The 25,618-nt window shown below is 61.6% G+C and carries 29 protein-coding genes; 25 read left to right on the top strand and 4 right to left on the bottom strand.

The features are described from left to right. Window positions 1–39: 39 nt before the first annotated feature. From rplO to AB8B02_RS13960, 8 genes are all read left to right on the top strand, one after another. Window positions 40–525 carry a 50S ribosomal protein L15 gene (gene rplO / locus AB8B02_RS13995; RefSeq protein WP_068731461.1) on the top strand — a complete coding sequence of 162 codons (486 nt, stop codon included), beginning with the start codon at window positions 40–42 and terminating at the stop codon, window positions 523–525. Between the two features lie 150 nt (window positions 526–675). After that, window positions 676–2,007 carry a preprotein translocase subunit SecY gene (secY, locus tag AB8B02_RS13990; RefSeq protein ID WP_089268179.1) on the top strand — a complete coding sequence of 444 codons (1,332 nt, stop codon included), beginning with the start codon at window positions 676–678 and terminating at the stop codon, window positions 2,005–2,007. Continuing rightward, on the top strand, window positions 2,004–2,933 hold the full coding sequence (locus tag AB8B02_RS13985) for an adenylate kinase (RefSeq protein ID WP_439064215.1): 930 nt from the start codon (window positions 2,004–2,006) through the stop codon (window positions 2,931–2,933). The genes secY and AB8B02_RS13985 overlap by 4 nt, the downstream gene beginning before the upstream one ends. A 179-nt stretch (window positions 2,934–3,112) precedes the next feature. Beyond that, a complete protein-coding gene (gene rpsM, locus AB8B02_RS13980) occupies window positions 3,113–3,481 on the top strand; it encodes a 30S ribosomal protein S13 (RefSeq protein ID WP_439064214.1) in 369 nt (122 codons plus the stop codon). A gap of 108 nt (window positions 3,482–3,589) precedes the next feature. Continuing rightward, on the top strand, window positions 3,590–3,979 hold the full coding sequence (gene rpsK / locus AB8B02_RS13975; RefSeq protein WP_068731453.1) for a 30S ribosomal protein S11: 390 nt from the start codon (window positions 3,590–3,592) through the stop codon (window positions 3,977–3,979). Between the two features lie 99 nt (window positions 3,980–4,078). Then, complete coding sequence (locus tag AB8B02_RS13970; RefSeq protein WP_089268181.1) at window positions 4,079–5,110, top strand: DNA-directed RNA polymerase subunit alpha; 1,032 nt, start codon at window positions 4,079–4,081, stop codon at window positions 5,108–5,110. A gap of 122 nt (window positions 5,111–5,232) precedes the next feature. Beyond that, window positions 5,233–5,646 (top strand): 50S ribosomal protein L17, encoded by a 414-nt coding sequence (gene rplQ, locus AB8B02_RS13965; RefSeq protein ID WP_089268182.1) that lies wholly within the window; start codon window positions 5,233–5,235, stop codon window positions 5,644–5,646. A gap of 136 nt (window positions 5,647–5,782) precedes the next feature. After that, entirely contained in the window at window positions 5,783–6,577 is a 795-nt protein-coding gene (locus AB8B02_RS13960) for an SDR family NAD(P)-dependent oxidoreductase (protein ID WP_175368421.1), read from the top strand. A 94-nt stretch (window positions 6,578–6,671) separates the two neighbouring features. On the opposite strand, the gene AB8B02_RS13955 is transcribed toward AB8B02_RS13960, so the two are convergent. Continuing rightward, entirely contained in the window at window positions 6,672–8,117 is a 1,446-nt protein-coding gene (locus tag AB8B02_RS13955; RefSeq protein ID WP_439064213.1) for a porin, read from the bottom strand. Window positions 8,118–8,482: 365 nt separating this feature from the next. After that, window positions 8,483–9,496, bottom strand: coding sequence for a zinc-binding alcohol dehydrogenase family protein (locus AB8B02_RS13950; protein ID WP_439064212.1), 1,014 nt, complete (start codon window positions 9,494–9,496; stop codon window positions 8,483–8,485). Between the two features lie 119 nt (window positions 9,497–9,615). On the opposite strand from AB8B02_RS13950, the gene AB8B02_RS13945 reads away from it, so the two are divergent. From AB8B02_RS13945 to AB8B02_RS13890, 12 genes are all read left to right on the top strand, one after another. Next, window positions 9,616–10,020 (top strand): winged helix-turn-helix transcriptional regulator, encoded by a 405-nt coding sequence (locus tag AB8B02_RS13945; RefSeq protein WP_439064211.1) that lies wholly within the window; start codon window positions 9,616–9,618, stop codon window positions 10,018–10,020. Window positions 10,021–10,085: 65 nt separating this feature from the next. After that, window positions 10,086–11,498 carry a DegQ family serine endoprotease gene (locus AB8B02_RS13940; RefSeq protein WP_120292498.1) on the top strand — a complete coding sequence of 471 codons (1,413 nt, stop codon included), beginning with the start codon at window positions 10,086–10,088 and terminating at the stop codon, window positions 11,496–11,498. Next, window positions 11,495–12,826, top strand: a complete 1,332-nt coding sequence (locus AB8B02_RS13935) for a replication-associated recombination protein A (RefSeq protein WP_439064210.1) — start codon at window positions 11,495–11,497, stop codon at window positions 12,824–12,826. Before AB8B02_RS13940 ends, AB8B02_RS13935 begins: the two co-directional genes overlap by 4 nt. Beyond that, a complete protein-coding gene (locus AB8B02_RS13930) occupies window positions 12,823–14,283 on the top strand; it encodes an RluA family pseudouridine synthase (RefSeq protein ID WP_439064209.1) in 1,461 nt (486 codons plus the stop codon). Before AB8B02_RS13935 ends, AB8B02_RS13930 begins: the two co-directional genes overlap by 4 nt. Window positions 14,284–14,335: 52 nt before the next feature. Beyond that, window positions 14,336–14,968 (top strand): 5,6-dimethylbenzimidazole synthase, encoded by a 633-nt coding sequence (gene bluB / locus AB8B02_RS13925; protein WP_439064644.1) that lies wholly within the window; start codon window positions 14,336–14,338, stop codon window positions 14,966–14,968. Window positions 14,969–14,997: 29 nt separating this feature from the next. Continuing rightward, on the top strand, window positions 14,998–15,321 hold the full coding sequence (locus AB8B02_RS13920) for a hypothetical protein (protein WP_439064208.1): 324 nt from the start codon (window positions 14,998–15,000) through the stop codon (window positions 15,319–15,321). 75 nt (window positions 15,322–15,396) lie between these two features. Next, complete coding sequence (locus AB8B02_RS13915; protein WP_439064207.1) at window positions 15,397–16,188, top strand: ATP12 family chaperone protein; 792 nt, start codon at window positions 15,397–15,399, stop codon at window positions 16,186–16,188. Between the two features lie 57 nt (window positions 16,189–16,245). After that, complete coding sequence (gene fliK / locus AB8B02_RS13910; protein WP_439064206.1) at window positions 16,246–17,970, top strand: flagellar hook-length control protein FliK; 1,725 nt, start codon at window positions 16,246–16,248, stop codon at window positions 17,968–17,970. After that, window positions 17,967–18,233, top strand: a complete 267-nt coding sequence (locus AB8B02_RS13905; protein ID WP_093761235.1) for an EscU/YscU/HrcU family type III secretion system export apparatus switch protein — start codon at window positions 17,967–17,969, stop codon at window positions 18,231–18,233. Before fliK ends, AB8B02_RS13905 begins: the two co-directional genes overlap by 4 nt. 238 nt (window positions 18,234–18,471) lie before the next feature. Further along, entirely contained in the window at window positions 18,472–18,921 is a 450-nt protein-coding gene (locus AB8B02_RS13900) for a hypothetical protein (RefSeq protein ID WP_320444588.1), read from the top strand. Beyond that, the gene (locus tag AB8B02_RS13895; RefSeq protein ID WP_439064205.1) at window positions 18,914–20,143 is read left to right on the top strand and encodes an HlyD family secretion protein; all 1,230 of its coding nucleotides are present in this window, start codon (window positions 18,914–18,916) and stop codon (window positions 20,141–20,143) included. The genes AB8B02_RS13900 and AB8B02_RS13895 overlap by 8 nt, the downstream gene beginning before the upstream one ends. A 112-nt stretch (window positions 20,144–20,255) precedes the next feature. Beyond that, the gene (locus tag AB8B02_RS13890) at window positions 20,256–20,927 is read left to right on the top strand and encodes a carboxymuconolactone decarboxylase family protein (protein WP_231080301.1); all 672 of its coding nucleotides are present in this window, start codon (window positions 20,256–20,258) and stop codon (window positions 20,925–20,927) included. 9 nt (window positions 20,928–20,936) lie between these two features. On the opposite strand, the gene AB8B02_RS13885 is transcribed toward AB8B02_RS13890, so the two are convergent. Further along, window positions 20,937–21,395 (bottom strand): DUF4260 domain-containing protein, encoded by a 459-nt coding sequence (locus AB8B02_RS13885; RefSeq protein WP_093761539.1) that lies wholly within the window; start codon window positions 21,393–21,395, stop codon window positions 20,937–20,939. A gap of 178 nt (window positions 21,396–21,573) precedes the next feature. Here AB8B02_RS13885 and AB8B02_RS13880 point away from each other — a divergent pair, with 178 nt between their 5' ends. From AB8B02_RS13880 to AB8B02_RS13860, 5 genes are all read left to right on the top strand, one after another. Next, on the top strand, window positions 21,574–23,106 hold the full coding sequence (locus tag AB8B02_RS13880; protein ID WP_309945196.1) for an acyl-CoA carboxylase subunit beta: 1,533 nt from the start codon (window positions 21,574–21,576) through the stop codon (window positions 23,104–23,106). Continuing rightward, complete coding sequence (locus tag AB8B02_RS13875) at window positions 23,103–23,603, top strand: hypothetical protein (protein ID WP_439064204.1); 501 nt, start codon at window positions 23,103–23,105, stop codon at window positions 23,601–23,603. The genes AB8B02_RS13880 and AB8B02_RS13875 overlap by 4 nt, the downstream gene beginning before the upstream one ends. A gap of 101 nt (window positions 23,604–23,704) precedes the next feature. Next, window positions 23,705–24,052 carry a hypothetical protein gene (locus AB8B02_RS13870; protein WP_439064203.1) on the top strand — a complete coding sequence of 116 codons (348 nt, stop codon included), beginning with the start codon at window positions 23,705–23,707 and terminating at the stop codon, window positions 24,050–24,052. A gap of 138 nt (window positions 24,053–24,190) precedes the next feature. Beyond that, complete coding sequence (locus AB8B02_RS13865; protein WP_439064202.1) at window positions 24,191–24,838, top strand: alpha/beta hydrolase; 648 nt, start codon at window positions 24,191–24,193, stop codon at window positions 24,836–24,838. A 99-nt stretch (window positions 24,839–24,937) separates the two neighbouring features. Next, entirely contained in the window at window positions 24,938–25,249 is a 312-nt protein-coding gene (locus AB8B02_RS13860) for a twin-arginine translocation (Tat) (protein ID WP_439064201.1), read from the top strand. Between the two features lie 23 nt (window positions 25,250–25,272). Here AB8B02_RS13860 and AB8B02_RS13855 read toward each other — a convergent pair whose 3' ends face one another. Beyond that, window positions 25,273–25,542, bottom strand: a complete 270-nt coding sequence (locus AB8B02_RS13855; RefSeq protein ID WP_139212566.1) for a hypothetical protein — start codon at window positions 25,540–25,542, stop codon at window positions 25,273–25,275. Between the last annotated feature and the right edge of the window lie 76 nt (window positions 25,543–25,618).

Here is a 25,618-nt window from a genome sequence, read left to right as displayed (position 1 = left end):
TAAGCCTCGGGAAGACAGGGCGAAACAGGGAAAAGAACGATGAAGCTCAGCGATATCGCCGATAACGCCGGCTCCCGTAAGAAGCGTATGCGCGTCGGCCGTGGCATCGGCTCCGGCAAGGGCAAGACCGCGGGCCGCGGCGGCAAGGGCCAGACCGCACGTTCGGGCGTCCGTATCAAGGGCTTCGAGGGCGGCCAGATGCCGTTGCATCGTCGTCTGCCGAAGCGCGGCTTCAACAACATCTTCCGTCTCGATTACGCCGAGATCAACCTGGACCGTCTCCAGGACGCGATCGATGCGAAGACCATCGACATCAAGGCCGTGATCAACGCTGAATCGCTGGTGAAGGCTGGCGTTCTGCGCCGCTCGAAGGCTGGTGTGCGTGTTCTCGGTCGTGGCGAGATTAAGGCCAAGATCAACATCGAAGTGCACGGCGCCACCAAGACGGCGATCGAAGCCATCGAGAAGGCCGGCGGTTCGGTGAAGATCATCGCGCCGAAGAAGGCCGACGGCGAAGCTGCGTAACATCTGCGGCATCGCCTGCGTCTGTGGGCGGCCTTGCGTGATGTGGCAGTAGATTTTATCAATGCCGAGCACCAAATAATGTCCGGCCTCCGCTGCATGCCCCGCTCTTTCGGGGCATGATGGCGAAAGGGGCGCGGGAGAAAGCCAAACATGGTCTCTGCAGCAGAGCAATTAGCAGCAAACCTCAACTTTTCGGCCCTCGGCAAGGCCGATGAACTGAAGAAGCGCATCTGGTTCACACTGGGTGCGCTGCTTGTTTATCGGCTCGGCACCTATATTCCGCTGCCCGGCATCGATCCGGCCGCGTGGGAACAGGTGTTCAAGCAGCAGGCCGGCGGCATCCTCGGCATGTTCAACATGTTCGCGGGCGGCGGCATCAACCGCATGGCGATTTTTGCGCTGAACATCATGCCGTATATTTCGGCATCGATTATCATTCAGCTGCTGACCACCGTGTCACCCCAGCTCGAAGCTCTCAAGAAAGAGGGTGAGGCGGGCCGCAAGACGCTGAACCAGTACACACGTTACCTGACTGTCATCCTCGCCGCGTTCCAGTCCTATGCCATTGCGGCGGGTCTGCAGGGCGCAGGCAATGTCGTCAGCGAACCCGGCATGTTCTTCCTGATCTCGACCTCGGTCACGCTGACCGGCGGCACGATGTTCTTGATGTGGCTGGGTGAGCAGATCACCTCGCGCGGCATCGGCAATGGCATCTCGCTGATCATTCTTGCCGGCATCGTGGCCGAGCTTCCGTCGGCGATCGCCAATATGCTCGAACTGGGTCGTCAGGGCGCACTGTCGACCGGTCTGATCCTGGTCGTCATCGTGATGGCTGTGGTCGTGATCGCCTTCATCGTGTTCATGGAGCGCGCCCAGCGCCGCCTGCTGATCCAGTATCCGAAGCGCCAGGTCGGCAACAAGATGTTCGAGGGCCAGTCCTCGCATCTGCCGCTGAAGCTCAACACCTCGGGCGTGATCCCGCCGATCTTCGCGTCATCGCTGCTGTTGCTGCCAGCGACCATCGCGAGCTTCAACGCAGGCAAGGGGCCGGAATGGTTCCAGTGGCTGACCACGCAGCTCAGCCATGGTCGTCCGCTGTTCCTGATCATGTATGTGTCATTGATCGTGTTCTTCGCGTTCTTCTACACGGCGATCGTGTTCAACCCGACCGAGACTGCCGACAATCTGAAGAAGCACGGCGGCTTCATCCCGGGCATTCGCCCGGGTGAGCGGACCGCAGAATACATCGACTATGTGCTCTCGCGCATCACTGTACTCGGCGCTGCCTATCTCGCCGTGGTCTGCTTGATCCCCGAGATCCTGATTTCCTACGCCTCGGTGCCGTTCTACTTCGGCGGCACGTCGCTGCTGATCGTGGTCAGTGTCACCATGGACACTGTGGCGCAGGTGCAGGGCTATCTGCTGGCGCACCAGTATGAAGGTTTGATCCGCAAGTCGAAGCTGAGGGGCCGGCGCAAATGAGGTTGATTCTTCTCGGGCCGCCGGGGGCGGGCAAGGGAACTCAGGCACATCGTCTTGTCGAACGTCACAACATCGTTCAGCTGTCCACCGGTGACATGCTGCGTGCTGCCGTGGCTGCCGAGACCGAAGTTGGCCTCAGGGCCAAGGACATCATGGCCGCTGGCGGCCTGGTGCCCGATGATATTGTGATCGGGATCATCTCGGATCGCATCGAGCTGCCGGATGCCGCCAACGGCTTCATCCTCGACGGCTTCCCGCGTACCGTGCCGCAGGCTGAAGCGCTGGATGCACTGCTGAAGTCCAAGGGGCTTCATCTCGATGCTGCCGTTGAGCTCCGCGTCAATGAGAGCGCGCTGTTGCAGCGTGTCGAAGCCCGTGTCGCGCAGATGATGGAGCGCGGCGAGACCGTGCGCATCGATGATACGCCGGAAGTGCTGTCGAAGCGTTTGGCGAGCTACCGCACCTCGACCGAGCCGCTGGTGCATTATTATTCGGAGAAGCGGAAGCTGGTGACCATCGATGGCATGATGACCATCGAAGAGGTGACGGCTGAGATCAACCGCGTGCTGGCAGCGATTCTCGCCGCCGATGAGGCGGCGAAGAAGCCGGCCCGCAAGCCCGCCAAGAAGGCTGCTGCCGCCAAGCGTGGATCTGCTCCGGCCAAGAAAGCGGCCAAATCGGCCAAAAAAGCTGCGAAGGCAGTCAAGAAGGCCAAGAAGGCGCCGGTAAAGGTCGCCAAGAAGGCAAAGGCGGCCAAGAAGGTCGTGAAGAAGACTGTCAAGAAAACGGTCAAAAAGGCGGTAAAAGCGGCCAAAAAGGCTGTAAAATCGGCTTCGAAGGCCAAAACCAGCAAGTCGGCCAAAAAGCCGGCCAAGAAGGCCGGTAAAGTGGCCAAGAAAGCCGGCAAAAAGCGCGTCAAACGCTAGAGCAGGTTGACGAAACGAAGTCGAATACTTTAATAAGGCCCTCATCCAGTCGGAAGATTCCAACGATGCCGGGCCCCACTGAAATCCAGGGGACGGGCGTCGTGTTCGCGTTTGTGAATACCCGCCCGACAAATGATGATAATGCCGGTTCGTGATGGACTGGTGACAGGAGAGAAGTTGTGGCCCGTATCGCCGGTGTAAACATCCCGACCAACAAGCGCGTGCTGATCGCGCTGCAGTACATTCATGGCATCGGCCAGAAGAACGCCGCCGATATCATCGAGAAGGTGAAGATCGCTCCTGAACGCCGCGTCAATCAGCTCAGCGACGCGGAAGTTCTGCAGATCCGCGAAGTCATCGACCGCGACTATCTGGTCGAGGGCGATCTTCGTCGCGAGACGGGCATGAACATCAAGCGTCTGATGGACCTCGGCTGCTATCGCGGCCTGCGTCATCGTCGCGGTCTGCCGGTTCGTGGCCAGCGCACGCATACCAATGCGCGCACCCGCAAGGGTCCGGCCAAGTCGATCGCCGGCAAGAAGAAGTAAACTTTCGAATACGAGTTTGCGGAAGCGGATGATCATCCGCTTCTGCAATTATTTTTTGGTGTAGCCGCTGGCATTACGGCGGCGTTGAGATCCTCAGAAAGGTTAGAGATGGCAAAGGAAGCCGGACGTATTCGTCGCCGCGAGCGCAAGAACATTGCATCGGGCATCGCGCACGTGAATTCGTCGTTCAACAACACGACCATCACCATCACCGACGCGCAGGGTAACACGATTGCCTGGTCGTCGGCTGGTACGATGGGCTTCAAGGGCTCGCGTAAGTCGACCCCGTATGCAGCGCAGGTTGCTGCTGAAGACGTGTCGAAGAAGGCGCAGGAACACGGCATGCGCACGCTGGAAGTCGAAGTCGGCGGTCCGGGTTCGGGTCGTGAATCGGCTCTCCGCGCTCTGCAGGCCGCGGGCTTCACGGTCACCTCGATCCGCGACGTGACCTCGATCCCGCACAACGGTTGCCGCCCGCGCAAGCGTCGGCGCGTTTGATACTTTTTGATCGCGGGTGGCTCGGCTGCCCGCGATCGCTTTTGCGATGCGACTTACGCGGACTGATCCGCGATCTCCAACGCCAGTGAGTTTGATGGCATGGGTGACACAGTGACGATCCAGAAAAATTGGCAAGAACTTATCCGGCCGAACAAGCTGCAGGTAACCCCTGGCAGCGATCCTACCCGTTTTGCGACCCTGGTTGCCGAACCGCTCGAGCGCGGTTTCGGTCAGACCCTCGGTAACGCACTCCGCCGCATCCTGCTGTCCTCGCTGCAGGGCGCTGCCGTGCAGTCGGTGCACATCGACGGCGTGCTGCATGAATTCTCCTCGATTGCCGGCGTGCGTGAAGACGTCACCGACATCGTGCTGAACGTGAAGGACATCTCGATCAAGATGCTGGGCGAAGGCCCGAAGCGCATGGTCGTGAAGAAGCAGGGCCCGGGCGTCGTGACCGCCGGCGACATTCAGACTGTCGGCGATGTGACCGTTCTCAATCCCGACCTGCAGATCTGCACCCTCGACGAGGGCGCCGAGATCCGCATGGAATTCACCGTTGCCGGCGGCAAGGGCTACGTCGCTGCCGAGCATAACCGTCCGGAAGACGCGCCGATCGGCCTGATCCCGATCGACAGCCTGTACTCGCCGGTTCGCAAGGTGTCGTACAAGGTCGAGAACACCCGTGAGGGCCAGATCCTCGATTACGACAAGCTGACGATGACGATCGAGACCAACGGCGCGTTGACGCCGGATGACGCGGTCGCTTATGCCGCGCGCATCCTGCAGGACCAGCTCAACGTGTTCGTGAACTTCGAAGAGCCCCGCAAGGAAGTTGCTCAGGAAGTCATCCCGGATCTCGCTTTCAACCCGGCTTTCCTCAAGAAGGTCGACGAACTCGAGCTCTCGGTGCGTTCGGCAAACTGCCTGAAGAACGACAACATCGTTTACATCGGCGACCTCGTTCAGAAGTCGGAAGCAGAAATGCTCCGCACTCCGAACTTCGGCCGCAAGTCGCTGAACGAAATCAAGGAAGTGCTCGCCCAGATGGGTCTGCACCTCGGCATGGAAGTGCCCGGTTGGCCGCCGGAAAATATCGACGAGTTGGCCAAGCGCTTCGAAGATCACTACTGAGCATCACGAGCGGCGTGGCCGGGTTGTCCCGGCCATGTCGTTATGGGCGAACGCAGGCAGCCCACCTGCAACATGATGTCCGACGAACCGTCGCGGCAAACTGAAATATAAGGAATATTCCAATGCGTCACGGCAAGGTTCATCGCAAGCTCAACCGCACCGCAGAACATCGCAAGGCGATGTTCGCCAACATGTGCGCGTCGCTGATCAAGCACGAGCAGATCATCACCACGCTTCCGAAGGCCAAGGAGCTCCGCCCGATCGTGGAGAAGCTCGTCACCCTTGGCAAGAAGGGCGGCCTCCACATGCGTCGCCAGGCTATCAGCGAGATGAAGGATCAGGATCAGGTTCGCAAGCTGTTCGACGTGCTGGCCAAGCGCTACGCTGATCGTCAGGGTGGCTACACCCGCATCATCAAGGCCGGCTTCCGCTACGGCGACAACGCCCCGATGGCGCTGATCGAATTCGTCGATCGCGACGAAGACGCCAAGGGCAAGGATTCGGGTCCGGTGCAGGGCGCGTCCGAAGCGGCGTAAGCCACTTCACATCAGAATTTAGGGAAAGCGGCGCCTTGTGCGCCGCTTTTTTGTTGTGCTTTCGTCTTTTGGATGCAGTTGCATCTTTCAATCCGCGTTCCGATATCAGCTCCGTCATTCAAACGGGAGTACGCATATGAAGATCGATCTGACGGGCAAGACGGCACTCGTGACGGGCTCGACCTCGGGCATTGGTCACGCCATTGCCAAGGGCCTGGCCGCCACTGGCGCTCAGGTTGTTGTGAATGGCCGCAGTCAGGGCAAGGTGGACGCGGCAATCGCCGCGATCACCAAGGCCGTGCCCGGGGCCAAGGTGACAGGCGTCGCTGCGGACGTGTCGACAGCGGAGGGCTGCAACGCGCTCGCCTCGGCACTCCCCGAGGTCGATATCCTCATCAACAATGCCGGCATCTTCGAGCCCAAGGGTTTCTTCGACATTCCCGACGAGGACTGGACGCGCTTCTTCGAGGTCAATGTGATGTCGGGCATCCGTCTGTCGCGCGCCTACATGCAGAGTATGCTGAAGCGCAACTGGGGCCGTATCGTTTTCATCTCATCGGAATCCGGACTGAACATTCCCGGCGAGATGATCCACTACGGCATGACGAAGACAGCGCAGCTCGCGATCTCGCGTGGCCTCGCGGAGCTCACCAAGGGCACGGCTGTGACGGTCAATTCCGTGCTGCCCGGACCGACCATGTCGGAAGGCGTGGAGACCTTCGTCAAGGATCTCGCCAAACAGAATGGGCAATCGGTCGAAGAGGCTGCTTCCAACTTCGTCAAGCAGCACCGTTCGACGTCGCTGATCCAGCGTTTTGCGACCGTCGAGGAGATCGCGAACATGGTCGTCTATGTCTCGTCGAAGGAGGCATCGGTCACCAACGGCGCAGCGTTGCGCGCGGAAGGCGGGATCGTCCAGACCATCGCATAAGCCTACGCCCCGCAAAGATAAAAGGCGGCGCCGAAGCGCCGCCTTTATTCGTTGAGGACGTCATGCCGCGAGACCGCGGAGACGATGCGTGCGCTTAGAAGGCCACCTGAGTGCGCATCGCGAACGCGTCATAGTCGGCACCGGTGTTCACGTTGCTGTTGACGGCGAACTTGTCGACGGTGCCGTGGATCCAGTTGAACATGAAGCGCATGTTCTGGTTCACATACCAGTTCACGCCGACCGTGGTGTTCTTCAGTTCACCGCCGCAAATGACACCGTCATTCAGGCTGGCGTAGCTGTAGCGCACCGCGAGTTCCCATGCGCCGAGATCGCCGGTCGCGAAGTTGACTGGACGGGCCGGGTTGATGCCGCCGAAGGCACCGGCCGATGTGTTGTACTTGTGCTGTTCGCCGGTGATGACGTAGCTGGCCTGGCCGTAACCGCCATTGAAGCTCAGGTCGGACAGACCGTTGCTGCGCTGGATGTTGTAGTCGAAGTATTCGCCCGACGCCATGAAGCTGCCGAACTTGACGGCGGCTTCACCGCTCAGCACACGGGCATTATTCACGAAGTTCATGGTGCCGGTGTTGAGCAATGCGTTGGTCGCCGGATCGACGCGAACTTCGATGCGATCGGACATGCCGAGCGTATTGTTGGTCACACCACCGGGCTGGGCGAGATACAGCGCATCGAAGCCGACCAGCACGGTGCCAACTTCGTTGTTGATCGGCAGGCCGACCGCACGGAAAGTTGCGCCGAGCGGCTGCGGCTGGCTGTGATTGACGTTGAGGCCGGTCGTCGGACCGGTCACGTAGGCGCCGACCCAGTATTGATCGCCGAATACCTGACCACCGAACGCGGCGCGGTTGTCGCCTGCCGCGAGGCTGGTCGCGAGAACCTGCGAAGCTGCGCGTTCCATGAACATGATGTTGTTCGAGCTGGTCGCTTCGTCCAGCGTATAGGGGACGTCGATGTAACCGCCTTGGATCAACAGGCCTTTGACGCCCTTATAGGCGACATAGGCGTTGTTGAGCGTGACGTCGCCATCGGTGGTACCGCCGGCATCGACAATCACGCCGTATTCCCAATTCTTGTTGAAGGTGCCGATCAGGCCGAGACGTGCGCGACGGGCATTGATGCCGTCATTCACGCTCTGCGGGCTGGTGCCGGCGGACTTCGGCGAGAACGAATAGGCGGCAGTGTCGAGGTGCAGACGGCCGGTGATGGCGATGCAGTTCAGACCGTCGTCGGTGCAGAAGGTCGGACGGTTGCCGGGCATCGTCAGGTTCGCGTTGATGAAGGGCACAGCCTTTTTGTGCATGGCAGCGTTGGCATTCGCGAAGTTCTGCTTGACCGTTTCCGTCTGCTTTTGCGTCGTGTTGGCCTGCTTCTGAACGTTATCGAGCTTCTTTTCCAGCGCGCGGAGCTGCGCTTTCAATACGGCGATCTCATCATTCGATGACTGCGCATGCGCCGGGCCTGCGGCCAGCGCGCCGATCACGCCGAGCGTGCCCAGGATTTTGTGTGTCGTGAAAGACATGGAGTACCCCTGTAGAAGACAAAATCCGACACGCCCCGCGAATTGCTCCGCAGGTGATGGACGCGTATGGATCTGTGTTTGTGATCTTGCGAAAGAGAATGTCCGGAGGCTCTCGCCAGGGGCCGTTCTCATTTAACAAGCGAGCTACCGTTGAGCTCGCGGGCAACCTAGGCAAGCTTTGCGACAGTTCTGTAAAACCCGCATCGCATTGTGGTGAACGACACCGCTGTGTCGCTTTTCGATCACAAGCGATTTAGATAATTAGCTATCTTAATTAGCTATTATGCGAGAAGAGCGCATCCATGGATGCGCTCTGTTATCGTAGGTGTCTCCAGGCGGGAATTTTGTAGGTAGCAGTTTCGTGATCACCAGCCTTCAAGCACGATCTTGCCGTGCGACTTGCCGGATTCGAGCAGCGCATGCGCGCGCTTGAGATTCGCGGCGTTGATGGTGCCGAAGGTCTTGTCGAGCGTCGTGCGCAGCACGCCCTTGTCGATGAGGTCCGCGACGTCGTTGAGGAGGTAATGCTGCGCGATCATGTCGGGCGTCTGGAATGACGATCGCGTGAACATGGATTCCCAGTGCACCGAGACGGCCTTGCCTTTGAACGCGGACATGTTGAACTCAACGGGATCGTCGATCAGCCCCAACTTGCCCTGCGGTGCGATCAGGTCGGCAAGCGCCTTGTAGTGCTGTTCCGTCCCCGTGAGGCTGGCGACGAGTGAGACCGGCGGCAGTTTCAATGCGTCGATCTGCTCCTTCAGCGGCTTACTGTGATCGATCACCGCATGTGCGCCGAGATCCTGGCACCACTTGATCGTCTCGGGTCGCGATGCCGTTGCCACTACCGTGAGGCCGGTGAGGCGGCGTGCGAGCTGGATGAGGATCGAGCCGACGCCGCCGGCACCGCCCATGATCAGCAGCGTGCGCGGATCGAGGCTCTTGCCGGGTGCAACGCCGAGTCGATCGAAAAGCAGTTCCCAGGCGGTGATCGCGGTAAGCGGCAACGCCGCAGACTGTGCGAAGGAGAGCGAGGAGGGCTTGCGGCCGACAATGCGCTCATCGACCAGATGGAACTCTGCATTGGTGCCCTGGCGCTGGATCGAGCCGGCATAGAACACCTCGTCGCCCGGCTTGAACATCGTCACATCGGGGCCGACAGCATCGACGACGCCGGCAGCGTCATAGCCGAGGATCTTGGTTTCGCCGGTCGGCGGCGCCGCGCGCTTGCGCACCTTGAAATCGACGGGATTGGCCGAGATCGCCTTCACCGATACGCGGATGTCGCGACCGGTCGGTTCGGGCTTCGGAGCCTCGAAATCGACCAGCGCGTCAGCGGCGTCGATCGGGAGGGATTTGGTGTAGCCGACTGCCTTCATTGGGTGCGCTCCATGCTCCTGGCGGGAATGTCCCGAAGAGGTGTCCCGAGGCGACAATAATTGCAAGTACTGTCATTTCAGGGATATAGTCACCGAATGGATACTATTGGGTATTTGCGATGAAACGGCGTGATTTCGGCAATGGGCCGGGCTGTCCGGTCGAGGTGACGCTCGATCTGATCGACGGCAAATGGAAGGGCGTGATCCTGTATCATCTGCAGCAGGGGCGGCTGCGTTTCGGCGAACTGCGCAAGCTGATGCCACGGATCACCCAACGTATGCTGACCAAACAGCTGCGCGCGCTCGAGGAGGATGGGCTGATCGTCCGGACGGTCTATGCCGAGGTCCCGCCGCGGGTCGAATATGCACTGTCGGAAACCGGGCTCGGATTGCGCCCGGTCATCGATGCCCTCAAGGCGTGGGGTGATGCGCACAAGATGCGTCAGAAGTCGGTCGCGGCCGTAGCGCCCCAGCCGCGCAAAAAAGCGCCGGTGGAGAAGGATGTGCCGGCGGACGCAAGCTAGTTCCCGCCCTTCTATTGCCCCGCTCAGCAGCCTATATTCGCCGCGATTTCCTCAAAGAGGCCCCGATGATCCCATTTTTCCGCAACGCTGCGACCGCTTCCGCTCTGTGCGCCATTGTCCTGTCGTCCGCACTCGCGCCGGCTGTTGCACAAGATCGCCGGGTCCCGACATCGCCGACGGAAATGAAGCTGTCCTACGCGCCGATCGTGCAGCGGGTGCAGCCGGCCGTGGTGAATGTCTATGCAGCCAAGACGGTGCAGAACCGCAATCCGCTGCTGGACGATCCGGTGTTCCGCCGCTTCTTCGGCGGCCAGGGCATGCAGCCGGAGCAGATGCAGCGTTCGCTCGGTTCGGGTGTGATGGTCGACGCATCGGGCCTCGTCGTTACGAACAACCACGTCATCGAAGGCGCCGACCAAGTGAAGGTGTCGCTGGCGGACAAGCGCGAGTTCGAGGCCGAGATCGTGCTCAAGGACAGCCGCACTGATCTGGCGGTGCTGCGCATCAAGGACAGCAAGGAGAAATTCCCGACGCTGGATTTCTCGAACTCGGATGACTTGCTGGTCGGTGACGTTGTCCTCGCCATCGGCAATCCGTTCGGCGTTGGCCAGACCGTGACCCACGGTATCGTGTCGGCGCTTGCGCGCACCCAGGTCGGCATCACCGACTATCAGTTCTTCATCCAGACCGATGCTGCGATCAATCCCGGCAATTCCGGCGGCGCGCTGGTCGACATGACCGGCAAGCTGGTCGGCGTGAACACCGCGATCTTCTCGCGCTCCGGCGGCTCGCAGGGCATCGGCTTTGCGATCCCGGCGAATATGGTGCGCGTCGTCGTTGCCTCCGCCAAGAGCGGTGGCAAGGCCGTGAAGCGTCCGTGGCTCGGCGCGCGGCTGCAGAACATCACGCCTGAGATCGCCGAGACGCTCGGCCTGAAGACGCCTTCGGGTGCGCTGGTCGTCAATGTCACCGCGAACAGCCCGGCTGCAAAGGCCGGTCTCAAGGTCTCCGATCTCGTGACTGCCATCGATGGCCAGGCCATCGAGGATCCGAATGCATTCGAGTATCGCTTCGCGACGCGGCCGCTCGGCGGCACTGCGCAGCTCGATGCACAACGCAGCGGCAAGCCGGTGAAGCTGACCGTTGCGCTCGAGGCGGCCCCTGACACGGGCCGTGACGAGATCACGCTGACGGCGCGTTCGCCATTCCAGGGCGCCAAGGTCGCCAATATCTCGCCGGCCGTTGCCGACGAGTTGCGGCTGGATTCCAGCACCGAAGGCGTCGTCATTACAGAGCTGACCGATACGGCCACAGCGGCTGGCGTCGGCTTCCAGAAGGGCGATCTCATCATCGCGGTCAACGGCACCAAGATCGGCAAGACCAGCGATCTCGACAAGGTGACGCGCGAGGGTGCGCGGCTGTGGCGCATCGTGGTGGTGCGCGGCGGTCAGCAGATCAACGTTACACTCGGCGGATGAGCCCGAAACAACCCACTCTGTCCGCAAACCTGTTTGCCGCAGCCGGGCTGGAGCAGGACGCGCCGCGCCCGTTGCCGGAGCGGCTGCGGCCGCGTGTGCTGTCCGATGTGGTCGGGCAGGATCACATTCTCGGTCCTGATGGTGCGCTGACGCGCATGCTGGAAACGCGCACGCTGGGTTCGCTGGTATTCTGGGGACCGCCAGGCACCGGCAAGACCACCGTTGCGCGGCTGCTTGCGGACGCAACGGAGCTTCAATTCGAGCAGATATCTGCGGTGTTCTCTGGCGTCGCCGATCTGAAGAAAGTGTTTGAAGCTGCGCGCGCGCGCCGCGAGATGGGCAAGGGCACGCTGCTGTTCGTCGACGAGGTGCACCGCTTCAATAAGGCGCAGCAGGACTCGTTCTTGCCTGTGATGGAAGACGGCACCGTAGTGCTGGTCGGCGCCACCACCGAGAACCCGTCATTCGAACTCAACGCCGCTTTGCTGTCGCGCGCGCGCGTGCTGGTGTTCCAGTCGCTGGATGCGGCCGCCATCGAGAAACTGTTCGTGCATGCGGAGAAGGTCGAAGGCCGTGCATTGCCGCTCGATGCCGAGGCGCGCGCCGTGCTGGTGCGGATGGCCGATGGCGATGGCCGCGCTGCACTGACGCTGGTCGAGGAGGTCTGGCGCGCCGCGCGGACCAATGAGATCTTCAATGCCGCGCAGTTGCAGGACATCCTGCAACGCCGTGCGCCGATCTACGACAAGTCGGCCGATGGCCACTACAATCTGATCTCGGCACTGCATAAGTCGGTGCGCGGCAGCGATCCCGACGCAGCGCTGTATTACCTGTGCCGGATGTTAGACGCCGGCGAGGACCCGCTGTTCCTGGCGCGCCGCGTGGTGCGGATGGCCGTGGAGGACATCGGTCTTGCCGATCCGCAGGCGCTGGTGATCTGCAATGCCGCCAAGGATGCCTATGATTTTCTCGGCCATCCCGAAGGCGAACTCGCCATTGCGCAGGCCGTGATCTATATCGCCACCGCGCCGAAATCGAATGCCGCCTATATGGCCTACAAGGCCGCGATGCGGACAGCGAAAGAAGGCGGTTCGCTGCTGCCACCGAAGCACATCCTGAACTCGCCGACCAAGCTCATGAAGTCCGAAGGCTATGGCGACGGGTACCAATACGACCACGACACGCCAGAAGGTTTCTCCGGGCAAGACTATTTCCCGGAAGCCTTGGGGCGGCAGACCTTCTATGATCCGCCCGAGCGCGGGTTCGAACGCGAGATTCGCAAGCGGCTAGATTACTGGACCAGACTGAGGAACGAGAGACAATCATGAGCCGTCGCGACAAGAAGCCTCTCGCCAAGCGTGGTCCCGGTGGTGAGCGTAGCAAGGCGCCGCGTGGCAAGGGCGCCGCGCCGAAGGGCGCTGCCTCCAAAGCCGCCGCGTCGAAGGGCGAGCGGCCGTCATTCGGCAAGGCCGGCCGCGTGAGCAGCGATCGCCCGATGAGTGCACGTCCGCCGCGTGCGCGTGCCGGTGAACGCTCTGAGTGGGCCGAGCGGCCGGAACGTGCCGAGCGATCCGAACGCCCTCAGCGTGCCGAACGAGCCGAGCGCTTCGATGCGCCGCAGCGCTCCGAGCGTCCGGCCGGCAAGCGTCCACCAAGCGCGCGTCCTTCCGGTTCGCGTCCGGGCGGCAAGGCCGCGCCGCGTTATGGTAACGCGCCGCTGCGTGAGCCGCGGATGCCCGCGCCTTATCTCGATGAAGAACCGGCGAAGCCGGAAGTTGCGCCGGCGCCGCTGCCCACCGCCGTGCAGAACGTCATTGTTACGCCTGATGAGAATGGCATGCGCGTCGATCGCTTTCTCGAAGCGCATTTTCCCGGCCTGTCATTCTCCCATATCCAGCGCATCGTCCGCAAAGGCGAGCTGCGCGTGAACGGCAAGCGCGCTGACAGCAAGGACCGGCTGGAAGAAGGACAGACCGTCCGCATTCCGCCGCTGAAGCTCGATGCGCCGAAGGTCGTCGGTGAACTCTCGGAGGCTGCCAACAAAACTCTGCAGGCGCTCAAGGAGATGACGATCTACGAGGACGCCGACGTCATGGTGTTGAACAAGCCGGCTGGTCTTGCCGTGCAGGGCGGTTCGGGCATGACGCGTCACGTCGACATGATGCTGGAGGTGATGCGCGACGCCAAGGGACAGAAGCCGCGCCTGGTGCACCGTCTCGACCGTGAAACGTCGGGCTGCCTGTTGATCGCCAAAACGCGCTTCGCCGCCACCAAACTCACCGGCGCGTTCCGCGAACGCTCTGCGCGAAAAATCTATTGGGCGCTGGTTGCCGGCGTACCGAAGCCCAAGCAGGGACGCATCTCGACCTATCTGGCCAAGGAAGAGAACGAGGAAGACACCATCATGCGCGTCGCCAAGCATGGCGACGAGGGCGCAAGCCACGCGGTGACCTATTACGCCGTGGTGGAGACCTCGGCGCAGAAACTCGCCTGGGTGTCGCTGAAGCCGGTGACGGGGCGTACGCATCAGTTGCGCGCGCATATGGCGCATATCGGCCACGCGATCGTCGGCGACCCGAAATATTTCAACATCGAGAACTGGCAGTTGCCGGGCGGCATTCAGAAGCGTTTGCATCTGCTGGCGCGCCGCATTGTGATCCCGCATCCGCGTGGCGGCGTGATCGACGCGACGGCGCCGCTGCCGCCGCATATGCTGCAATCGTGGAACTTGCTCGGTCTCGAACACGACCGGTTCGATCCGATCGAGAACGCACCGGAAGAGTAGGGCGTTGTCGGGCTCCGACAACATCCCGTGCGCGACGTCGGCAACCGCCGACGTGCCCGATTTCGACGCCGCGTTTCGCGCGCGTCTGCATGATCTGTTTGTGTGGCGCCGCGATATCAGGCGCTTCAAGTCCGATCCACTGCCTGCGGGCTTTCTCGATCGCCTGCTCGATACCGCGTGCCTCGCGCCTTCGGTGGGCCTGAGCCAGCCATGGCGCTTTGTCATCGTCGACGATGCGTCACGTCGTCCGGCGGTGTTGGAGAATTTCAGCGCCTGCAATGCCGAGGCGTTGAGCGCCTATACCGGCGAACTCGCGCAGAGCTATGCGACGCTCAAGCTCGCCGGTCTGCGCGAAGCGCCATGCCACCTCGCGGTATTTGCAGACCACGCGACGGATGTTGGCCACGGCCTTGGCCGCCGCACCATGCCGGAGATGGCGGACTATTCGGTGGTGACGGCGATCGCAACCATGTGGCTCGCCGCGCGCGCTGAAGGCATCGGCATGGGCTGGGTCTCGATCCTCGATCCTGCTGCGATTGCCGTGACACTCGATATACCTCGTGACTGGCGGTTGATTGGCTATTTCTGCATCGGTTATCCGGAGATCGACGACGATCGGCCGGAACTCGAGCGCGCCGGATGGGAACGCCGTCATGCGGCAGCGGATCACATTGTCCGGCGCTGACACTTGATGTGATGCGGGATCGTGACAACATGAGACCAATGAGACATCGCTCCATCCCATTCGCTGTGTTGGTCGCCGTTGCGGCGGCGCTCTCTGCTGCGCCTGCGGTCGCGCAGGTTATCGGAGTGCCCGGCAACCCGGCTTTGATCACGCCACTGCCGCCCGCACCGCCACCGCCGCGGATAGAAGTACCTGTCGTGCCGCAACTCGGCGATCTGCCACGACAACAGAGTGTGCCGCAGGCGCGGCGCTCCTTCAGTGATCGCATCACCGACTGCCTTCAGGACGGGGCCGCTGCGGGTCTCGGCCCGAATGATCGTGCGACCTATTCGCGGGCCTGTGCCAATCGCTGACACGAGCGATTTGGTCTCGCGTGGCGCCCGTCTGTCGCGTAAATTGACGGCTGCGAACAGGAATTGAGACCATCGATGCGTGAATTGTTTGACGAAGTGTACGGCCAGTCGCAGCTCGATCCGCAAGAGGCGGTGCGACGGTCGACGCGAGGTCCGCAGCGCAAGCGCTTCTACAAGACCGTTGGGCTGAGCGAGACGCCGGATGGCTTTGCCATCATGCTCGACGACAAGACCGTACGCACGCCGTCGCGCCATCCGCTGGTCGTTCCTACATCAGCCATTGCCGAGGTCATGATTGCGGAATGGGATGCGCAGCAGGATGTCATCGACCCCACGAGCATGCCGGTGACGCGCCTTGCCAATAGCGTGATCGATGCGATCCGCGATGAGGCGCAGACCCAGGCAGTGGCTGACGATATCGCAAAATACTTCAGCACGGATCTGCTGTTCTATCGCGCCGGCTATCCCGAGGCGCTTATCGCGCGCGAGGCTGCGGCATGGGACCCTGTCTTGTTCTGGGCTGCCGATGATCTCGGCGCGCATTTCATCCTGGCTGAGGGCATCGTGCATGTCAGCCAGCCCGAACAGGCCGTCGCATCTGCCCGCGCGGCGCTGCCGAGCGATCCATGGGCGATCGCCCCGCTGCATCTGGTGACGACGATCACCGGCTCGGCGCTGCTCGCGCTGGCGCTGCTCCATGGCCATCTGAATGCCGATCAGGTCTGGACAGCCGCCTTTGTCGACGAGGACTGGAATATCGAGAAGTGGGGCCTCGACGAGGAAGTCGCTGCGCGGCGCGCAGCGCGACAAGTGGATTTCAAGGCTGCCGTGCTGGTGCTGAAGGCGGTCACGCCGTCAGCGGGTTAATCGGAAGTTAACGACCGTTAACTAGCGTAGCTGCACCATTGTCCGGTGCCGCTCACCATGCCGACTCCCGTCAACTCGATCTTACCGGTTGTCTCCGCGCAGGGCGTGGCGAGCGAAGTCGCGTTTCAGCCCGGCAGCGTGATTGCCGGCCGCGTGCTCTCGGTCTCGCCAGACAATCAGGTCCGTATCGCCATCGGGCACAGCACGATCGACGTGCAATCGCAGGTGCCGTTGCAGGCCGGGCAGGTGCTGCAATTCGCAGTGTCGAAGACCGACAACGGCAATGTCCAGCTTGCCATCGTCACACCGCAGAATACAGGTGCGGGGCAGGCGGGCGGTACGTCCTCCGGCGACGTGACCCTCGCGCCAGACCTGCCGATCAATCTCGCCAATGCCATCGCGACCTCCAAGATCCAGCTGACATCGCTGGAAGCACAGGCGGTCTCCACCGCCACGCAAAGCGCCGTGACGCAGCAGGCGAGCCTTGCGACGCTATTTGCCAATCTCGGTGTCGCCACTTCGTTGAAGGGGCTGCCGCAGCAGTTGCAGCAGGCTGTCGCGCAGGTACTGGCGCAACGCCCGCCGCTCGACAGCCAGCTCACCGGCGAGGAAGTCAAATCGGCATTCCAGAATTCCGGCCTGTTTCTGGAATCATCGCTCGCCAAGGGATCGCTGCCGCAAGGCGGGCTGCCCGACATGAAAGCAGCATTGATCGTGCTGCGTCAGGCGTTGGCGACGACGCTCGCCACAGCGAGTCCGACCCAGAGCACGACGCCAGCGACGGCGAATGCAGCGACACCGGAGCAGCCAGCATCGGCATTGGCAAACGCGCTTCCCAGTGTCGCGGCGCAGGTCGCTGCACAGCAGGCGCAAGCCGCTGCAGCGACAGTGGTCATGCTGCCCAAGACCGGCATCAAGAACGATCCGCTGCAGCAGGCTGGACTTCTCGCCGCAGACGAGCACGTGCTCGATGTCCCGGCTCAAGCCGCACCGGGCGTGGCAAAAGCTCCCGAAGCGGCTGCACGCTTGGCGACCAATGGCGCAGCGCTCAACCTGCTTAGGGAAGCGCTGCAGACGGCTCCGAAGGGCATGGGAAGCGCAGCATCGCTGGTGTTCGACGACAGCATGATGATGGATCTGCTGCCCGCCGCGAAGGCGCCAGCGGGCCAGCCGGGTGCCGAAACGAACATCGCGCGCAACACCCTTCCGCCGCCGCCATTGCGCGGCGGGCTGCCGACGGCGCAGGCGATGGCACTGCCGACGCTCCCGACAAATGTGCCGCTGGGCACCACCGTGCATCATCTGCTCGCGGATACCGATGCGGCGCTGGCGCGCCAGACCCTGCTGCAGGTGGCATCCTTGCCGGATCGTGCGGATGGTCTTGCAGCGCCGCGGCTCGATCAGGCATCGCCGCGCTGGAGTTTTGAAATTCCGTTTGCGGTGCCGGCCGGCACGGCCATGGCGCAATTCGAAATTTCGCGTGATGGCGGCAATGGTAGTGAGGCTGAAGCGGCCAAGCAGGTCTGGCGTGCGCGCTTCTCACTCGATGTCGAGCCCGCTGGCCCGGTCCATGCGCTGGTCTCGCTGACCGGCGACAAGACGTCGGTGCGGATGTGGGCCGAGCGTCCGGCGACGGCGCTGCAGTTGCAGGCCGGTACGGCGCAGCTCAATCAGGCGCTGATCCGCGCCAATCTGCAGCCCGGGGATATCGTGGTCCGCGAGGGCGCACCGATGCAGCCCGCGCCGGCATCGGCGGGGCATTTTCTGGATCGCGCGCTATGATCGTGCAGCCCAAAAGATCGCTGGCTGTCGCGCTGCATTACGACAAGACCGGCGCGCCTGTTGTCACCGCGAAAGGCAAGGGCGCGATCGGTGAGAAGATCATCGAGGTCGCCAAGGCCCACGACATTCCCATCGAGGAAAATGAGGTACTCGCCGGCGCACTCTCGAATGTCGAAATCGGTGATGAGATTCCAGCCGAGCTCTACAAGGCTGTCGCGGAAGTGCTGGTCTTCGTGCTCAGGCTGTCGGGCCGCGCGCACTAGCCTCGTCATTTGACTGCGATACATGTCAGATCGTTGAGCTGTTCTGCAGCGACCTTTCGAGGCTGGTGATCTCGCATCCGCGAGCTATCAACCCGCAGTCCGCCCGTTATGAATGTAGATTTGTTGCAGCGCATTTCCTATCGCGCACAAGCTCATGCTTGCCAAGTTCCAGCTTTGTGCAACTATGAAACCCGGGAGAGGCTAGTGCTCGCCTGACGCTGTTGGAATGGGGGATCACGTGAGTGAGACGCTGCATCCGAACGCTCCGCATCATCTGCCTGGCTTCATTACCGCTCCCGGCGAGACTGACACGCTCATGGTTGTGGTCGGAATCGTTCTGATCGGCTCCATCATGATGGTCGGCAATCTGTATCTGCGCCTGCACAGCATGCCGGAGCGCATGGCGCACAAATCGCAGAAGCTGCAGTTTGAAATCGTGGCCGTGTTGGGTTTGATCGCGTTGTTCACCCACAACCATCTGTTCTGGATAATCGGGCTGTTGCTGGCGATGATCGATTTGCCGGATTTCAGCACGCCATTGCGCAGTATCGCAGGATCGGTGCGAAAGATTGCCGACGGCGATGCTACCAGCGAAACCACCGAGCTGTCCGGTGAACCACCACCGCTCCCTGTCACGGCAGAAACTTCGAGCCGTCCCGGCGAAGCCGGAGGGCACGGTCATGCTTGAACTTCTCCTCTGCTCGCTGCTGACGGTTTTTCCGGACTATCTCTATCGCCGCTACGCACAAGGCAAGCGCCTGGGGCGGGAGATCACGTTCTATTCGGTGTGGTTCGAACTCAGATGGGGAATCACGGCCTGCGTCATGCTGACCGTCGCTCTGATCACCGTCATCTTCTATTTTCATCCGTCGACGACAAGCGCGACCTTGTTCTATCGGACCGTGCCGATCCTGCCCGAGGTCAATGGCCGGGTGGCGGAGGTGCACGTTCAGTTCAGCGCGCCGGTCAGGAAAGGCGACGTGATCTTCCGGCTCGATAACGCCAAGCAGGAAGCGTCGATGGAGACCGCGCGGCGCAAGATTGCCGAGGTCGATGCCGCCATGCTGGCGGCGCAGGCCGATATTCTGAAGGCCGAAGGGCAGGCGCAGGAGGCCAAGGGTTCCTATCAGCAGACCTCGGACGAACTCGATACCAAACGTGAGTTGCAGAAGCGCAATCCCGGCATGGTGCCGCAACGCGACATCGAAAAACTCGAGGTGCTGCTGACCGGCCGTCAGGGGGCGCTTGATGCGGCCATGGCCGCGCGACAATCCGCGATGACGCGTATCTCCGCGCTGCTGCCGGCGGAGAAGGCCAGCGCGCAGGCGGCACTCGCGGAGGCGCAAGTCGATCTCGACAAGACGTTCATTCGCGCAGGCGTGGACGGGCGCGTCGAGCAGTTCACGCTTCGCGTTGGCGATGTCGTCAATCCCGTCATGCGATCGGCGGGCATTCTCATTCCGGAGAATGCGGGCCGCGTGCTCTCTGCAGGATTTGGGCAGATCGAAGCGCAGGTGATGAAGGTGGGCATGGTTGCCGAGGCGACCTGTATTTCGAAGCCGTGGACCGTCATCCCGATGGTGGTGACCGGCGTCCAGAACTATATCGCGGCCGGTCAGTTTCGCGGCGGTGAGCAGTTGGTGGAAGCGCAGCAAGTCCGCGCACCGGGCACCATCCTCACATTCCTGGAGCCAATCTATCAGGGCGGTCTCGACGGCGTGACGCCCGGCAGCAGTTGTATCGTCAATGCCTATACCAGCAATCATGACGCCATCGCCGCGAAGGGGATCGGTTCTTTCAAGTGGCTGGCGCTTCATGCCGTCGATGCCGTTGGGGTCGTCCACGCGATGTTGCTGCGGATCCAGGCGTTGTTGCTTCCTGTCAAGACGCTGGTGATGAGCGGTCACTGAGCTCCGCGCGTTCTGCGGGGCGAGGCGATCGTTCTGGGACGCTCCGGAACTGGCGCTGTCATGCCCGTTGAACTAGCCTTCGTGAACAAGAAAAAAGCTCACGGAGGAAATCATGAAATCACCATCGCTCTGGATGTCGTCCATCGGACTGTCGTCGCTCGCGCTCGCCGCAGCCAGCGGCTGGTTCGCCGCCACGATGTTTGCGCAGCCTGCCACCAGCAAGGAGCCGCGGTTTCCGCAGCTCACCATGGATCAGCTCGACGCCAGGCAGAAGCCGCTCGGCGAGCAGGTGATGAAGGTCTCAAGCGTGGGGCTCGCCGGTCCCTATAATCCGATGATGCGCAGCCCGGTGCTCGGGCAAAAGCTGTTCGATCTGTTCGCGTATCTGCGCTGGGACACGTCCGTTCCGGTCAAGCTCAACGAATTCGCGATCATCATCATCGGCCGGCAATGGCGATCGCAGGTCGAGTGGTTCGCGCATGCGCCGCTAGCGCAGAAGGCGGGGCTGTCGCCCGATATCATCGCCGATCTCAAGGCCAACAAGCGGCCGGCGAACATGGCTGAAGACGAGGCGACGGTGTATGACTTCGTCACCGAGCTGACGGGCACGCACAAAGTCTCCGACGCGACCTATGCGCGCGCCAAGAAGATCTTCAACGATCAGCAGATCGTCGATCTCACGGCCGTGGCCGGCAATTATGTGATGGTGGCGATGTTACTGGCGATGGCAGAGGAGAGCACACCGCCCGGCAAGGAGGCGCCGTTCAAGCCCGGCGAGCCGTGAGGCCGCGCGTCAGGCAGCCTTGATCGGGTTGCCGGTTGTCGGGTTTTCCGCCGTGGCCGGTGCGGTCGCATCCTTGCCGATGCGGCCGAGATGGGTGAAGCGGAAACCGGCGTCGTATTTGAGGCCGTAGCCGAGCGCGCGATCGAAGCCGATATGGGCGAACCAGACCAGTGCGATCGAACCGGCGATCGGCTCGGCGGTGGCGATACCGGCCAGCGCGAGCAGCAGCGGCGCGATGGTCGCATGCACCAGATTATAGACGCCCGCGCCGATCCGCGGGCCCGCCAGATAGGCCAGCATGCTGAGGTCCGGGACGAAGAAAAACAGGGCATAGATCTGCCAGGGCGCGCCCGAGATCCAGTAGAACAGCGTCATTCCGACAAACAGCGCCACGCCTTCCCAGCGCAGCAGGTCACGCACGCCACCCGTGGCTGCGCCACTATTTTCATTGATCACGATATTGGTCATCCGGCGCTCTCCCTTGTCTGACCCGATATAGGCAGGATCGTCGCCGGCGCCATGCGATTTTGGGGGATTCAACCCTTCCTGACGGGCGTTTCCACCGCCGAAAACCCCATGCTAGAACCTCGCCCAAACCCTGCGGCTGCCGCGGGCGATAACACGTGACATTGACGGGCTGGAGCACATGAAAGACATCCTGGACACCCTTGAAGCGCGTCGTGCAGGCGCCAAACTGGGCGGCGGCGAGACGCGCATCGAGTCGCAGCACAGCAAGGGCAAGCTGACCGCCCGCGAGCGCATCGAGCTGTTGCTCGACAAGGGATCGTTCGAGGAATTCGACATGTTCGTCGAACACCGCTCCGTGGAATTTGGCATGGAAAAGTCCAAGATTCCCGGTGACGGCGTCGTCACCGGCTGGGGCACCGTCAACGGCCGCAAGACCTTCGTCTTCGCCAAGGATTTCACCGTGTTCGGCGGCTCGCTGTCCGAAACCCACGCGCTCAAGATCACCAAGCTGCAGGACATGGCGATGAAGGCGCGGGCGCCGATCATCGGCCTCTATGACGCCGGCGGCGCGCGCATCCAGGAGGGCGTCGCGGCCCTCGCGGGCTATTCCTACGTGTTCCGCCGCAACGTGCAGGCCTCGGGCGTGATCCCGCAGATCTCGGTCATCATGGGACCTTGTGCCGGCGGTGACGTCTATTCGCCGGCCATGACCGACTTCATCTTCATGGTGAAGAACACCAGCTACATGTTCGTCACCGGGCCCGACGTGGTGAAGACCGTGACCAACGAGGTCGTCACCGCAGAAGAACTCGGCGGCGCCAGCGTGCATGCGACGAAGTCCTCGATCGCCGACGGCGCCTTCGAGAACGACGTCGAGACGCTGTTGCAGATGCGCCGGCTGATCGACTTCCTGCCGGCCAACAACACCGAAGGCGTGCCGGAATGGCCGAGCTTCGACGATATCGAACGCACGGATCTCTCGCTCGATACGCTGATCCCCGACAATCCGAACAAGCCCTATGACATGAAGGAACTGATCCTCAAGGTCGTGGACGAGGGCGACTTCTTCGAGATCGCGGAAACCTTCGCCAAGAACATCGTCACAGGTTTTGGCCGCATCGCCGGCAAGACCGTGGGCTTCGTCGCCAACCAGCCGATGGTGCTGGCCGGCGTGCTCGACAGTGACGCCTCGCGCAAGGCGGCGCGCTTCGTGCGCTTCTGCGACGCCTTCAACATTCCGATCGTCACCTTCGTCGACGTGCCGGGGTTCCTGCCGGGCACCGCGCAGGAATATGGCGGCCTCATCAAGCACGGCGCCAAGCTGCTGTTCGCCTACAGCCAGTGCACCGTCCCCCTGGTGACCGTGATCACCCGCAAGGCCTATGGCGGCGCGTTCGACGTGATGGCCTCGAAGGAAATCGGCGCCGACATGAACTATGCTTGGCCAACGGCGCAGATCGCCGTGATGGGTGCCAAGGGCGCGGTGGAGATCATCTTCCGCCAGGACATCGGCGACGCCGACAAGATCGCCGCGCGCACCAAGGAATATGAAGACCGCTTCCTGTCGCCCTTCGTCGCGGCCGAGCGCGGCTATATCGACGACGTGATCATGCCGCACTCCACCCGCAAGCGGATCGCGCGGGCACTGGCGATGCTGAAGGACAAGCATCTGGAAGTGCCGATGAAGAAGCACGACAACATGCCGTTGTGAGCAAATCTGCCCACGATATCTACCTGAAGGAGATGCGAAAGCGCATCCGCAAGGTCTATCGCCAGAAAGGAGTACGTCGCGCGAATCAAAGCTCTCCGGGAGAGGAGCTGCGCTTGATCGTTAAAGAATACCGAAAAACTTTGAACGATATTCCTTCAGATCTAGAGCTTTGGGTTGCACTGTTTGATGAAGCTGCAGCATTCTGGCTCGCTGTTTGGGCAACATATCGCGAGAGGCTCGTTGAACCGGCAGATAAGCGACTCTTGTGTTTGATGACGCTTGGGGGCCGCGCTCTCCAAGACATTCTGTGTGTGCGTGAGTTGATTGTTGGGGGATTTTTCGTTCAATCGAATGTGGTTACTCGTTCTTTGATTGAAGCTATCGATGTGATGCACCTTATTAGCAGCCATCCTGAGTTAGCAGGCGAGTTTGCGCAGACGAAAGACAATGATCGAGCGTCGGAGTTTGGCATGAGCATTGTGCAAGAGGTAGGATAGGAAAGCTCGTCAAAACGCGCTGGCTATGGTTCTTTAATGGGGCTGAGGAGCCCGCCGTTGCTTTTCACAGCGTACGACAGAATTACATTGATTTAATGGGCATGTCTGCGCATCCGAGTTTTGGAGCTTCTTTCTCTACTTTTATGGATTCGCAGAAGGAGGATTCCAACATCGCAAAGAACGCGATGGGGGTTATCTCACCGATGTCAAAATTCACCATCCATCTCATCCTGCTGCGCGTATTCGAATACGGAATTCTTTGGGCTGGACCGGAGAATGCGATCTACAAAGGCGACGATCAGCTAGCGAATAAATCGACACTTCATGAAAATCTATCAAAGGGGTTGAACATGATGCTGTCGATTGTGATGATGTTAAATGAGCGCTCGGATGGTGATCCATTTTTCCCCGAGTTCAAGACGTATTGGCCACAAGTGAATTTTAAGTAGCTTAACTCGTAGGCTGGATTGGCGCAGCAGTATCAACTGCTTGTGACAGCATGCATTTCAGGCCGGAGATTTGCGAGGATGCGCACGATGAACGCCCATACCAGGATTGTCCTTGTCGCTGCCGCACTAGTTTGTCTTATGACCACGACCGCCCGCGCCGACGAAACCGTGACCGTCGGCGGCTCACGCGCCGTGCTCATCAAGCCTGCGTCGCCGCGCGCCAGCGTGATCTTGATGCCCGGCGGCAGCGGGGCGATCAATCCGGGCGAACATGGCGAGATCAACGGGCTGAAGGGCAATCAGTTGGTCCGCACCCGCAGCGCCTATGCGGCGCGGGGTCTGGCGGTGCTGGTGGTCGACGCGTCAGTCGATCTGCAGAGTGCGGTGCAATACATGGCCGCGATCAAGCGCCCAGTCACGGTGGTGGCGACCAGCCGCGGGACGCAACGTGCCGCCGAAGGCATTGCGCGCGGTGCGCGGCCGGATGCACTGGTGCTGACCTCGGGCTTTCTCAGTGCGGAGTCGGGTGGCGGCAGCAATGTCATGTCGATCATCGGCTCGCCGTCGGCGCTGCCGCGCACGCTGGTCATCCATCATCGCAACGACGGCTGCAAATTCACTGCGCCGGCGGGCGTCGATCCATTCGTGAAATGGTCGGCCGGGCGCGCTCGCGTGGCGTGGCTGAGCGGCGGACGCAACGAAGGCGATCCCTGCGAGGCGCGGGGATATCATGGTTTCAACGGCCTCGATGGTCAGGTCGTCGGACTGGCCGCGGGCTTTCGATAACGGCGAGATGTCGAATGTGCGAGTTCCCACGCGCATTCAGTTTCCATTCATGCCGCTGGTCCGATCCTGATGCCCTCACGGATATCAGGAGGGATCGCGATGGAACGCCGTCATTTTCTGAAGATCGCCTTCGGCTTTGCTGCGGGCGTCGGCCTGGCCGCTCAGGCCATCACGCAGGCTCAGGCCGCGCCGCTGCTGCCGGCCAATCCGCTCGATAACTACAAACCGGACACAGAACCTCAAGCCGCGGTGGCGTCGCAGGACGACGTCGATCGTCTCCAGCCTGAGCAAGTCCAGTGGCGTCGCCGCGGCTGGCGTCGGCGTCGTTTCTGGGGTTATCGCCGCCGGCATTGGGGCTGGCGTCGCCGTTATCGGGTCCGTCGTCGGTACTGGCGCCGCCGGTACTGGTAGGGCAAGCCCGTTTGTGCTGACGCTCAGTCTCTCCAGGGCGTCAGCGGTTTGGTCTGGCCGGGTTCAATGCCGCTCAGGTGGCGACGCACGTTGTCATAGCTGCGATCGCCGGGGGCAAAGGTCTGCGAGCCGTCAGCCGGCTTGCCGTCCACCGTGCGGGTGAAATGCAGCACCAGGCTGTCATCGGCATTCATGGTGGCGCTGCCGTAATAGGGCATCGACAGCCGCGCGTCCTCCGCCATGGCCGCGCCAGCCATGAGTAGAATGGGGAGGGTGAGAAACAGACGGGTCATGACACCTCCTGCTGTGAGGTTGTGATGGAGGCTCAGGAAGATGGCGGGGATTTGTCCGCCGCCGGTCACCGCATGC

The organism is Tardiphaga sp. 862_B3_N4_1 (assembly GCF_051811085.1).
In the GTDB taxonomy this organism is placed as follows: Bacteria; Pseudomonadota; Alphaproteobacteria; order Rhizobiales; family Xanthobacteraceae; genus Tardiphaga; species Tardiphaga robiniae.
The sequence above is the reverse complement of the archived record's forward strand: the minus strand, read 5'-3'. Positions and strand labels throughout refer to the sequence as shown.